Source organism: Actinokineospora fastidiosa (assembly GCF_014648415.1).
Lineage (GTDB): Bacteria > Actinomycetota > Actinomycetes > Mycobacteriales > Pseudonocardiaceae > Actinokineospora > Actinokineospora fastidiosa.
On the sequence record NZ_BMRB01000005.1, the window covers coordinates 179354 to 191330 of the forward strand.

The window sequence follows — 11977 nt, forward strand, 5'->3', positions numbered from 1 at the left end:
GCCGAACGCTACCCCTTGTCGTCGATTCAGGCGGGCTTGACCGCGACGCCTGCGTAGAGATTGGACCGGTCGGCGTCGGCCGCGTCCTCCGGCCGCTCCGGCCGCCACTGCGGTGTGTAGACCAGACCCGGCTCCACGAGGTCGAAGCCCGTCAGCATGCGCAGGATCTCCCCCCGGGTTCGCGGGAAGATGGGGTCCTGGCTGTTGCGGAACAACTCGACCGCGCCCGCCATGCCCGACGGCGCGTTGTCCCACGTGAACGCCGAGATCGCCAAATGTGTTCCAGGAGCGACGAGATCGCGGTAACGGCCCACCAGCGCCCACGGGTCGTCGGCGTCGGGGATGAACTGGATGACGCCGACCATCAGCAGCCCGATCGGCCGGGCGGGGTCGATGAGGTCGCGGGTGCGCGGCGCGGCGAGGATCTTCTCCGGGTCGCGCATGTCGGCCTGGATGACCGCCGCGTTGGGGTTTCCGGTCAGCATCAGCTCGCTGTGCGCGACGGCGACGGGCTCGTAGTCGACGTACACTACGCGCGCGTCCGGGTTGGCGCCCTGCGCGATCTCGTGCACGTTGCCCACGGTCGGGATGCCCGAGCCGAGGTCGAGGAACTGGTCGATGCCCTGCTCGACCAGGTGCAGCACGGCCCGCCGCAGGAACGACCGGTTGAGCCGGGCCATGTCCCGCGCGGGCACGACCTTCAGCAGCTTCTCGGCCAGCTCGCGGTCGCCCGGGAAGTTGTGGCCGCCGCCGAGCAGGTAGTCGTAAACCCGCGCGGCGCTGGGGAGTTCGGTGTTGACACCCTCGGGGACCCAGCTCGCGGTCTCGCTCACCACACACCTCTATCGGGGGACTCGGCCGTGTTTCCCGCGAGCCTACTGACCCGGTCTGTCGTCCATTCGGGTCATCCTGGGATCACTGATCATCACTCATGGTCACGATGTGATCAGGGCGGACGGGGGCGTGGGTGAGGGCGACGCCGGTGGCGGCGCGGATCGCGGCGATGATCGCAGGCGTCGCCGAGATCGTCGGCGGCTCGCCGACGCCGCGCAGTCCGTACGGCGCGGCGGGATCGGCGAGTTCGAGGATGTCGACCGCCATCGGCGGCATGTCGAGGATCGTGGGGATCAGGTAGTCGGTGAAGGAGGGGTTGCGCACCTGCCCGTCGACGACCTGGATCTCCTCCATGACCGCGAGCCCGAGCCCCTGCGCGCTGCCGCCGTGGATCTGGCCCTCGACGGCCTGCGGGTTCAGCGCCTTGCCCACGTCCTGCGCGCACGCCAGCTCGACGACCCGGACCAGCCCCAGCTCGGTGTCGACGTCGACGACGGCGCGGTGCGCGGCGAAGGCGTACTGCACGTGCGCGTCGCCCTGGCCGGTCACCGGGTCCAGCGGCTTGGTCGGCCGGTGCCGCCACTCCACGGTGTGCTCGACCGGGCCGGTGAGCACGTCGGCCAGGTCGGCGAGCGGCTCACCGTCCACTGTGGTCACCTTGCCGCCGTGCAGGCCCGCGCCGCCGGGCACCGAGGCGAGCACGTCGGCTCGCACCGCGGCGCACGCGGCCCGGACCGCTCCCCCGGTGACATAGGTCTGCCGGGAGGCGCTGCTGGACCCCGCGCTGCCGACCGAGGTGTCCGCGGGCACGACGGTCACCTGCCGCACGCCCAGCTCGGTCCGGGCGATCTGCGCCTGCACGGTCACCAGCCCCTGCCCGACCTCGGCGGCGGCGGTGTGCACGGTGGCGACCGGCTCGCCCTGGATCAGCTCCAGCCGCACGCGCGCGGTGGAGTAGTCGTCGAACCCCTCGGAGAACCCGACGTTCTTGACGCCGACGCCGTAGCCGACCCCGCGCACGACGCCCTCGCCCCGGGTGGTGTTGGCGACCCCGCCCGGCCGCTCGCGCGGGTCGTCGGCGGCGGGCGGCGGCATCGGCCGGTCGCGCACGATGGTCAGCAGCCGGGCCACCGGCGCCGGGGAGTCGATGACCTGGCCGGTCGGCATGGTGGAGCCCTCGCGGACGGCGTTGCGCAGCCGGATCTCGACCGGGTCGACGCCGATCCGCTCGGCGAGCCTGTCCATCTGGGATTCGTAGGCGAAGCACGCCTGCACAGCGCCGAACCCGCGCATGGCCCCGCACGGCGGGTTGTTGGTGTACATGCCGTAGGCGTCGATGTGCACGTTGGGGACCTCGTACGGGCCCACGCCGAGGGTGGCGGCGTTGGCCACCACGGCCGTCGTGCTGGAGGCGTAGGCGCCGCCGTCGAGGACGATGCGGGCGCGGACGTAGACGAGCCTGCCGTCCTCGGTGGCGCCGTGCTCGTAGCGCAGCCGGGCCGGGTGGCGGTGGACGTGCCCGAAGAACGACTCCTCGCGCCCGTAGACCATCTTCACCGGCTTGCCGGTGCGCAGGGCCAGCATGCTCGCGTGGACCTGCATGCTCAGGTCCTCCCGCGCGCCGAACGCGCCGCCGACGCCGCCGAGGGTGATGCGCACCTTCTCCTCCGGCAGCCCGAGCGAGCGGGCGACCTGGGCGCGGTCGACGTGCAGCCACTGGGTGGCCACGTAGAGGTCGACGCCGCCGTCGTCGGCGGGCACGGCCAGCCCGGACTCCGGTCCGAGGAACGCCTGGTCCTGCATGCCGACGGTGTACTCGCCGACGACCACGACGGGCGCGGTCGCGGACTCGTCGCCGCGCCGGATCGGCACGTGCCGCAGGACGTTGCCGCCCTCGTGCAGCGCGGGCGCGGTGAAGGCGGCCTCGGCGTCGGTGACGGGCGTCAGCACCTCGTAGGCGACCTCGACCAGCGCGGCGGCGCGGCGCGCGGTCTCCGGGTGGTCGGCGGCCACGACGGCGATGGGCTCGCCCTGGTAGCGCACGACGTCCTCGGCGAGGACGGGCTGGTCGGCGTGTTCGAGGCCGTAGCGGTTGCGGCCGGGGACGTCCTCGTGGGTGAGCACGGCGGACACCCCGGCGAGCTTGAGCGCGGCGGTGATGTCGACCCGGACGATCCGGGCGTGCGGATGCGGACTGCGGACCGTCGCGCCCCAGAGCATGCCGTCGGCCCACAGGTCGGACGAGTAGGCGAACTCGCCCCGCACCTTGAGCACGCCATCCGGCCGCAACGGGCTAGTCCCCACCGTCCCGCCACCCCGCGTTTCTCCCTGGTGGTCGCGTCGGGCCGGAACAGTCCGGTTCAGCGCGGACCGGTCGCTGGCTTGCATCCCGTTCCCCTTAGGTGCGGCTGGCGGCCACCGGACGCTGCCCGGGGACCGGCTGGTTGAGGGAGGCCTCCGGCGTGTTCTGCCCCACTCGGTTCGGGCAAACCGCTCCTGTCGTCGCGGTCGGGCGGCTAGCCTCTGTTCGAGTGAATCGGACTGGGGGCCCATGCCTGACCTGATCATCGCGATCGCGCTGTGCGTCGCGGTCGCGATCGTCTACGCGACCGCCGCGCTGATCCAGGCCGCCTACGCCCACATGAGCGTCCGGGAGCTCACCCGCGTCCCGCTGTGGTGGGTCGCCCAGGCCCTCAACGCCCTCGGCGCGGGCCTGCACGTGGTCTCCCTGGGCTTCGGCCCGCTGTCGCTGATCCAGCCGCTGGGCGTGCTGACCCTGGTGCTCGCCGTGGTCGTCGCGGCGGGCAGGGCCCGCCGGATGATGACCCGGCTGGAGACCGTCGGCCTGGTGTCCACGGTCGCGGGGCTGGCGGGCCTTGCGATGATCATCACCACCGGCGGCACGCCGGACACGCTGACCTCCAGCGAGCTGACCGGCCTGCTCGTCGCCGTGGTGATCCTGCTGGCCGGGCTCGGCTACAAGGGCGCCCTGCCGGGCGCGTCGTCGCTGTGGGAGGCGGTCGCGGGCGGCCTTGCCTACGCCGTCTGCTCGGCGCTGTGCCAGAAGGTCGTTGTCGGCTTCCAGACCGAGGGCGTCGGCGTGCTGCTCCACCCGGCGATCCTGGTCTCGATCGCCGCCATCGGCACCCTCGCGGTCGCGGGCACCGTGTTCACCCAGCGCTCCTACCGCGACGGCCTGGCCGCCCCGCTGGCGGTGACCAACCTGGTCAACCCGGCCGCCGCCACCGCCATCGGCGTGGTCTTCCTCGGCGAGACGGTCGCCACGACCGGTGTCGAGGCCGTGCTGGCCGTGGTCTGCGCGGTCCTGGCGGGCTACGGCGTGACGAAGCTGGCCCAGGCCCGCGAGGCCCAGCCCGAACTCCAGCCCGCCGTCTGACATCCCGATCACCCCGTGAGGCCCGCGCGGGCCGCCAGCCGGGCGCTCGCGCCCGCCAGCCCCGCGGCGATGTCGTCCTCCGCGGCCTTGCACAGCCGATCGTCCTCCACCACCGGGTGACCGCCCACCAGCAGCGCCGACAGCGGCGGCAGCGCGCCGAACACCAGCGCGGCGACCGGGTCGGCGATGCCCGCGTGCTCGATCCCGGTCAGGTCCCACAGCGCGAGGTCGGCCAGCTTGCCCGGCTCGATCGAGCCGATCTCGGCCTCGCGGCCCAGGCAGGCCGCCCCGCCCATGGTGGCCATGCGCAGGGCGGCGCGGGCGTCCATGGCCGCCGCGCCGTCGCGGAGCCGGGCCAGGTAGGCCGCCGCGCGCAGCTCGACGCCCAGGCCGCCGTCCTCGTTCGAGGCCGCGCCGTCCGCGCCCAGGCCGACCGGGGCGCCCGCGGCCAGCAGGTCGGCGACCCTGGCGATGCCCGCGCCCAGCCGGGCGTTCGACGTCGGGCAGTGGGCGACGCCCGTGCGGGTGCGGCCCAGCGTGGCGACGGCGTCGTCGGCGAGGTGGATGGCGTGGGCGAGCCAGACGTCCGGGCCCGTCCAGCCGGTGCGCTCGGCGTACTCGACGGGCGTGCAGCCGTACTCGGCCAGGCACTGCCGCTCCTCGTCCAGCGTCTCGGCGAGGTGGGTGTGCAGCCGCACGCCCGACGACCGGGCCAGCTCGGCGCAGCCGGTCATCAGCTCGGCGCTGACGGAGAACGGCGAGCACGGGCCGACGGCCACCCGCACGGCCGCGTCGGGCGCGGGGTCGTGGTAGCGCTCGATGGCCGCCTGCGTGCCCGCCAGCGCGCCGTCCAGGGTCTCGACCAGGGAGTCCGGGGGCAGGCCGCCGTCGGACAGCCCCCGGTCCATCGAGCCGCGCACGGCGTGCAGGCGCAGGCCGATCTCGCCAGCCGCGTCGACGACCGCGCCGAGCAGGTCGCCGCCGTCGGGGTGGATGTAGTGGTGGTCGGCGGCCGTCGTGCAGCCGGTGCGGGCCAGCCGGGCCAGGCCCGCGCGGGCGGCGGCGCGGGTGATGTCCTCGTCCAGGCCCGCCCACACCGGGTACAGCGTCACCAGCCAGGTGAACAGGTCCGCCTGCTGGGCCAGCCCGCGCGTCGCCCACTGGTACAGGTGGTGGTGGGTGTTCACCAGGCCCGGGGTGAGCAGGCGGCCGCTGGCGTCGATGCGCCGGTCGGCGGGCAGGTCGGGGGCCGGGCCAGCGCCGACGAGCGCGATCCGGCCGTCCTCGACCACCACGTGGCCCGCGCGGTGCTCGGTGTCCGCGGCGTCGACCGTGGCCACGGCCGCGCCGTCGATGATCAGTCGCACGCCGCCCGGCCCTTCGCGCGGGACGCGGCGAGGCGCACCGCGTCCATGATCTTCTCGTAGCCCGTGCAGCGGCACAGGTTGCCCGCCAGCGCCTCGCGGATGTCGGGGTCGGCGGGCGCCGGGTCGCGCCGCAGCAGGTCGTGCGCGGCGACGATCAGGCCGGGCGTGCAGAAGCCGCACTGCACGGCCCCGGTCTCCAGGAACGCCTGCTGGACCTCCTCCAGCCCGTCGCCCTCGATGGTGCGGACCCGCCGCCCCTCGGCCTGGCCTGCGGCGACCAGGCACGCGCAGACCGCCACGTCGTCCAGGTACACCGTGCAGGAGCCGCATTCCCCCTGCTCGCAGGCGTTCTTGCTGCCGGGCAGCCCCAGCCGCTCGCGCAGGACGTAGAGCAGGCTCTCGCCCTCCCACACGTCGTCGGCGACCCGCTGCTCGCCGTTGACCTCGACCCTCACGCGCATCCCGACCTCCGGTACTCCGCCCAGGCCCAGGTCAGGGTCCGGCGGGCCAACACCCCCAGCGCGTGCCGCCGGTAGGCGGCGGTCCCGCGCACGTCGTCGATGGGCCGGGCGGCCTGGGCGACGAGGTCGCCGAAGCGGCGGGCCGCGCTCTCCGGCAGGTCGGCGTCCCAGTCCAGCCCGGCAGCGAACCGCTCGGCCTCCACGGCGCGCAGCGGCGTCGGGCCCGCCGAGCCGATGCCGGTGCCGACGGTCAGCGCCTCGGTGTCGAGCGCGACGGCGAACGAGCACACGGCGATGACCATGGCGTTGCGGGTGCCGACCTTGGCGAACTGCTGCGGCCCCCGCGGCGCGGGCACCAGCACCGCGGTGACCAGCTCGTCCGGCTCCAGCACGGACTTCTTGGGCCCGGTGAAGAACTCGCGCGCCGGGACGGTCCGCGTGCCGCGCACGGAGGCGATCTCCACGGTCGAGCCGTCGGCGAGCAGCGGCGGGTGCGCGTCGCCAGCGGGCGATGCCGAGCCGAGATTGCCGCCGACGGAGCCGCGGTTGCGGATCTGCGGCGAGCCGACCGTCCGCGCCGCCGCGGCGAGCCCCGGGGCCCGCTCCCCCACCTCGGCGATCACCCTGGCGTAGGGCAGGGCCGCCCCGATCCGGGTGCCGTCGTCGCGGAGGTCCCAGGCCGACAGCTCGGCGACCGAGGACAGGTCCAGCAGCGCGCCAGGCCGCCGCTTGTCGAAGTTGATCTCCACCATGACGTCGGTGCCGCCCGCGATCGGCACGGCCTCGGGCGTCGCGGCCTTCATGGCCAGCGCCTCGGCGAGCGTCGTCGGTCGCATGAACTCCACAGTGGACTCCCTACCACCACGCCAGGCCCGGGTCGGGCGCGCCGGGCTTGACCACCGCGCCCTCGATGAGCCCGTACGGCCGGTCGGCCGCGTGGAACACCTCGCCCGGGTTGTCCAACCCGAACGGCGCCAGGTCGACGAGGAAGTGGTGCTTGTTGGGCAGCGACAGCCGCACCTCGGCGACCGTCTCCCCCGTCTCCAGCACCTTCCGCCCCATCTCGTACAGCGTCTGCTGCAGCGACAGGCTGTGCGTGGCCGCGAACGCGCCCAGGAGCGCGGCCCGCGCGGCGGTGAACGACAGGGCCCAGTCGGTGGGCCCGGTGTGCCGCCAGCGGGCGGTGACGGCGGTGGCCAGGACGCGGTCGTCGGTCTCGGCGAGCGTCGTGTACTCGTCCTTGTGGAAGCCGTGGAACTCCGAGTCGGTGGTGTTCAGCACGACCAGGTCCGACACGCCCGAGACGACCCACTGCCCGTCCTCCGACGCCGACACCGTGGCCGTCCGCGTGCCCGCGCCCCGGACGAAGGAGTGCGCGCCCAGCCGGTCCCAGTTGTGCTGCTCGATGTGGACGCGGGCGCGGCTGATGGTGGGCGTGCTGTCGACGAAGTGCCGGGCCAGCCGCAGCGCGAAGTCCTCGATCTCGCCGACGCCGTCGCGGGCGAAGGCGTACACCGTGTTCTTCTGCGTGTCCGTGGGCAGCACGCCCGCGTTGTCGCCGGTCAGGTGGGTCGCGGCGAGGTCGCCCGCGAGCGTCGTGCTGACGGTCAGGTCGGTGAGCGCGTGCTCGGGGCCGTCCCGGTCCACCCGCACGAGGCGGATCCCGGCCTTGCCGTACCGGTTGTCCCCGAGTTCCACGCGTCCTCCCCAGGTGGGCGGCAGTCCCGGAAGTCAACCTACGCCCCGGGGCAACCGCAAGTGGTCAGCTTCCCCGGTAGGTCGTGTAGCCGAACGGGCTGAGCAGCAGCGGGACGTGGTGGTGCCGGTCGTCGGCGACCCGGAACTCCACGGCCGCGCTCGGGTAGAACGCGTCCGCGCCGAGGTAGGCGGCGGTGTCGAAGGTCAGCCGGTGCACCCCGGGCGCGGCGGACCAGCCGGTGATCCGGCCGTCGGCGTCGGTGGCGCCGACCTCGGCGAGCACCCAGGCGCCGTCGTCGTCGCGGTACTCGTGCCGCACCGGCACCCCCGCCGCGGGCGCCCCGCGCGCGGTGTCGAGGACGTGCGTGGAAAGGCTCACCCGGGACATCCTCCCGCCGCCTTCACCAGCCGCAAGTCGGCGATCTTGCGCAACTCCGCCCGCACTACCTCCTGCTCGACGTCGACGTCGTTGCCCATCCGCTCGCGCAGCGCGGCCAGCACCTCCGCGGCCGACAGCCCGGTCGCGCAGATCAGGAACACGTGCCCGAACCGCCGCTCGTACTCGGCGTTGCCCGCCCGCAGCCGCGCCAGGACGTCGTCGTCCGCGCTGGCCGCGGCCGCCTGCTCCTGCCGCGACCACCCCGCCTCGGGTCCCGTCGGCCGCTCCCCGACCCTCGGGTGCGCGCTCACGGCCTCGAGCAGGTCGGCCCACGCCAACTCCTCGAAGACCTGCGCCGACATCGCCCGCAGCGCGTCGAGATCGGCGTACGGCCTGCCCGCCACCACCCGTGCCGCCCAGCGGCGGGAGGCGCAGCAGGCCAATAACTCCGCCCGCGCCTCGATCGCGTCCCCCGCGTTGACCCGTTTCACGATCATCGGGCCAGTCAACACCACCGGAGCGGCCGCATCCAGCGATATGAATAGCCATAACCCCGCCCGCTTTCCCCGGCCGGACATTACCCGAAATGATGAATCGCGCCGAACCGGAGCCGGTTAGACTGGCATCGGCACATCGCCACATCGCACTGGGGGAAACAGCAATGAAGATTATCTCGCGCCTGCTGCTGGCCTTAGCAATGGTCCTTCCACTGTCCGGCGTCGCGTCGGCGGAAACCGATCAGGACCAGACCGTGGAGCTGATCCTGCAGGGCAACACCGCCTTCGCCTACCTGTTCCGGTCCTATCTCAACGACTCCGACTGGACGGACATCTCCACCGACGGCGGGGCCACCTGGAACGGTCCGCTGGGGAAGGTCGTCAACACCTGGGGCGGCGCCACGGGCATGACCTCCGAGGACGTCCACGTGCCGACCGGCCAGTGGGTCCGGGCCTGCGCCTGGTACGCGGGCGGCCCGCACTGCACACACTGGCGGCAGGCCTGACCGGCGGGCCGGGGCCGCCTCCGGGCGGCCCCGGTCAGCCGCCGCTCTCGGCCACGACCTCGCGGATCCTCGGGAGCAGGTCGTCGGCGAGCACGGCGCCGGCGAACACCGCCGCCACCCGATGCCTGCCGTCCAATATCAGGGTCGTCGGCACGCCGACATTCCGATATCGCCCGAGATTCAGCAGAGTGCGGCCGGGCGGGTCGTAGATCGACGGATAGCCGACCGCATTGTCCTTGACGAAATCGACAGCATAACCGCGCACATGGTCGCGGACATTGATGCCGACGAATCGCACGCCCGCGTCGGCCGTCTCGGAGTGCGCGCGCGCGAGTTCGGGGGTCTCGAACCGGCACGGACCGCACCATGCGCCCCACACGTTGACGACCGTGGCCGGGCCCGCCGCCGCGGTGGAGACGACCTCGTCGGGGTCGAGCAGGCTCTCCCCGGTGATCGCCTCGATCGTCGGGCGCTGGTCGACGGGCAGCAGGGCGCCGTTCGGCGGCACGGCCGCCGGGTCGGCGGAGCACGCGCCGAGCAGGGCCACGGCCAGCAGGCCGACAAGGAAGCGCACGACCCATTCCCGTCATCGACGTCGGACAACGGCGAGGGTAGTGCGCGCGGGAACGGACCAGGCGCGAGCCCCGAGGGGATCGCGCCTGGTCGCACGCCTTACTTGAAGTGCTCGCCCTTCTCGGCCTTCTCGACCAGGGAGGCGGGCGGGCGGAACCGGTCGCCGTAGCGGTCGGCCAGCTCGTTCGCCCGGGCGACGAAGCCTGCGATGCCGCCCTCGTACCCCTCGATGTACTGGATGACGCCGCCGGTCCACGGCGGGAAGCCGATGCCGAAGATGGAGCCGATGTTGGCGTCGGCCACGGTGCGCAGGACGCCCTCGTCGAAGCACTTGACGGTTTCCAGCGCCTCGGCGAACAGCATCCGCTCCTGCATGTCCGCGAACGGGACGCCCTCGGCAGCGGGGAACGCGTCGGCCAGGCCGGGCCACAGGCCGGTGCGCTTGCCCTCGTCGTCGTACTCGTAGAAGCCCGCGCCGGAGGAGCGGCCCTTACGGTCGAACTCGTCGATCATCCGGTCGATGACGGCCTCGGCCGGGTGCTCCGGCCACTCCAGGCCCGCCGCCTCGATGGCCGCCCGGGTCTCCTGCCGGATCTTGCGCGGCAGGGTCAGGGTCAGCTCGTCGAGCAGCTGCAGCGGCGGGGCCGGGTACCCGGCCTGGGTGCCCGCCTGCTCCACCGACGCCGCCGGGACGCCCTCGGCCAGCAGGGCGACGGCCTCGTTGAGGAACGTGCCGATGACCCGGCTGGTGAAGAACCCCCGGCTGTCGTTGACCACGATCGGGGTCTTCTTGATCTGCAGCGCGTAGTCGAACGCCTTGGCCAGGGCGACGTCGCTGGTCTGCTGCCCGACGACGATCTCCAGCAGCGGCATCTTGTCGACCGGGGAGAAGAAGTGCAGACCGATGAAGTCCTCGCGGCGCCGCACGCCCTCGGCGAGGTCGGTGATCGGCAGGGTCGAGGTGTTGGAGCCGAGCAGCGCGTCCGGGGCGACCAGGGCCTCGATCTCGCCGAAGACCTTCTTCTTCAGCTCGGGTGACTCGAACACGGCCTCGACGACCAGGTCGACGCCCGCGACGTCCTCGGCCTTGTCGGTCGGGGTGATGCGGGCCAGCACCTCGTCGGCCTTCTCCCGGGTGAGCTTGCCCCGGGACACGGCCTTGTCCAGGATCTTCGCCGAGTACGCCTTGCCCTTCTCGGCGGCGTCGACCGACACGTCCTTGAGGACGACCTCGATGCCGTTGCGGGCGCTGACGTAGGCGATGCCCGCGCCCATCATGCCCGCGCCGAGCACCGCGACCCGCTTGGCCTGGTACTGCGGCACGCCGTCCGGGCGCGACAGCCCCTTGTTGATGGCCTGCAGGTCGAAGAAGAACGCCTTGGTCATGTTCTTCGACACCTGGCCGGTGACCAGGTCCACGAAGTACTGCGTCTCGATCTTCGTCGCGGTGTCGATGTCGACCTGCGCGCCCTCGATGGCCGCGGCGAGGATGTTGCGCGGGGCGGGCATCGGCGCGCCCTTGAGCTGCTTGCGCAGGTTCGCCGGGAACGCCGGGAGGTTCGCGGCGAACGACGGGTTCGACGGGGTGCCGCCGGGGATCTTGAAGCCCTTGACGTCCCAGGGCTGCGCCGCCTCCGGGTTGGCCTTGATCCACGCCTTGGCCGCGTCGATCATCGCCTCCGGGGTGTCGACGAGCTCGTCGACCAGGCCCAGCTCCTTGGCCTTGGCGGGCTTGTGCCGCTGGCCCTGAAGCAGGACGTTGAGCAGCGCGGACTGGATGCCCAGCAGCCGCACTGTGCGGGAGACGCCGCCGCCGCCGGGCAGCAGGCCCAGGGTGACCTCGGGCAGGCCGATCTCGCTGCCCTTCACGTCGAGGGCGACCCGGTGGTGGCAGGCCAGGGCGATCTCGTAGCCGCCGCCGAGCGCGGCGCCGTTGATCGCGGCCACGACCGGCCTGCCCAGCTGCTCCAGCCGCCGGAAGTCGGCCTTCATCGCGTCGACCCGCGCGGTGATCTCGGCGGCGTCGGCGCGGCCCGCCTTGCTCATCTGCTTGAGGTCGCCGCCTGCGAAGAACGTCTTCTTGGCCGAGGTGACCACCACGCCGGTGATCGAGTCCTTCTCCGCCTCCAGGCGCTCGACCGTGGCGGTGAGCGAGGTGCGGAAGGTGTCGTTCATGGTGTTCGCGGACTGGCCGGGGTCGTCCATCGTGAGCGTGACGATGCCGTCGGCGTCGACGTCCCAGCGGAACATGTTCTCGGTCATCTC

General features: G+C 73.0%; 12 protein-coding genes. 2 read left to right on the plus strand and 10 right to left on the minus strand.

Features of this window, described 5'->3' with window-relative positions:
- Positions 1-26 precede the first annotated feature (26 nt).
- Entirely contained in the window at positions 27-833 is an 807-nt protein-coding gene (locus IEY98_RS25230; protein ID WP_189213117.1) for an SAM-dependent methyltransferase, read from the minus strand.
- Between the two features lie 82 nt (positions 834-915).
- Positions 916-3222: a xanthine dehydrogenase subunit D gene (pucD, locus tag IEY98_RS25235; protein WP_189213118.1), complete on the minus strand. Its 2307-nt coding sequence runs from the start codon at positions 3220-3222 to the stop codon at positions 916-918.
- 163 nt (positions 3223-3385) lie between these two features.
- Between pucD and IEY98_RS25240 the strand changes: the two genes are divergently transcribed.
- Complete coding sequence (locus IEY98_RS25240; RefSeq protein ID WP_189213119.1) at positions 3386-4231, plus strand: DMT family protein; 846 nt, start codon at positions 3386-3388, stop codon at positions 4229-4231.
- Between the two features lie 8 nt (positions 4232-4239).
- Here the strand turns inward: IEY98_RS25240 and IEY98_RS25245 are convergent, their stop codons facing one another.
- The 6 genes from IEY98_RS25245 to uraD all read right to left on the minus strand — a co-directional run bounded on the left by IEY98_RS25245 (position 4240) and on the right by uraD (position 8633).
- The gene (locus tag IEY98_RS25245) at positions 4240-5598 is read right to left on the minus strand and encodes an 8-oxoguanine deaminase (protein WP_189213120.1); all 1359 of its coding nucleotides are present in this window, start codon (positions 5596-5598) and stop codon (positions 4240-4242) included.
- Entirely contained in the window at positions 5589-6059 is a 471-nt protein-coding gene (locus tag IEY98_RS25250) for a (2Fe-2S)-binding protein (protein WP_189213121.1), read from the minus strand. The genes IEY98_RS25245 and IEY98_RS25250 overlap by 10 nt, the downstream gene beginning before the upstream one ends.
- The gene (locus tag IEY98_RS25255; protein WP_189213122.1) at positions 6050-6904 is read right to left on the minus strand and encodes an FAD binding domain-containing protein; all 855 of its coding nucleotides are present in this window, start codon (positions 6902-6904) and stop codon (positions 6050-6052) included. The genes IEY98_RS25250 and IEY98_RS25255 overlap by 10 nt, the downstream gene beginning before the upstream one ends.
- A 10-nt stretch (positions 6905-6914) precedes the next feature.
- A complete protein-coding gene (gene pucL / locus IEY98_RS25260; RefSeq protein WP_189213123.1) occupies positions 6915-7757 on the minus strand; it encodes a factor-independent urate hydroxylase in 843 nt (280 codons plus the stop codon).
- A 64-nt stretch (positions 7758-7821) separates the two neighbouring features.
- On the minus strand, positions 7822-8136 hold the full coding sequence (gene uraH / locus IEY98_RS25265; protein ID WP_373292455.1) for a hydroxyisourate hydrolase: 315 nt from the start codon (positions 8134-8136) through the stop codon (positions 7822-7824).
- Positions 8133-8633, minus strand: coding sequence for a 2-oxo-4-hydroxy-4-carboxy-5-ureidoimidazoline decarboxylase (uraD, locus tag IEY98_RS25270; protein WP_189213125.1), 501 nt, complete (start codon positions 8631-8633; stop codon positions 8133-8135). The genes uraH and uraD overlap by 4 nt, the downstream gene beginning before the upstream one ends.
- 164 nt (positions 8634-8797) lie before the next feature.
- Between uraD and IEY98_RS25275 the strand changes: the two genes are divergently transcribed.
- Entirely contained in the window at positions 8798-9139 is a 342-nt protein-coding gene (locus tag IEY98_RS25275) for a hypothetical protein (protein ID WP_189213126.1), read from the plus strand.
- A 34-nt stretch (positions 9140-9173) separates the two neighbouring features.
- Here the strand turns inward: IEY98_RS25275 and IEY98_RS25280 are convergent, their stop codons facing one another.
- Together IEY98_RS25280 and IEY98_RS25285 are read right to left on the minus strand one after the other, a co-directional pair.
- A complete protein-coding gene (locus tag IEY98_RS25280; protein WP_189213127.1) occupies positions 9174-9713 on the minus strand; it encodes a TlpA disulfide reductase family protein in 540 nt (179 codons plus the stop codon).
- A gap of 98 nt (positions 9714-9811) precedes the next feature.
- Complete coding sequence (locus tag IEY98_RS25285; protein ID WP_189213128.1) at positions 9812-11974, minus strand: 3-hydroxyacyl-CoA dehydrogenase NAD-binding domain-containing protein; 2163 nt, start codon at positions 11972-11974, stop codon at positions 9812-9814.
- Positions 11975-11977: the final 3 nt, after the last annotated feature.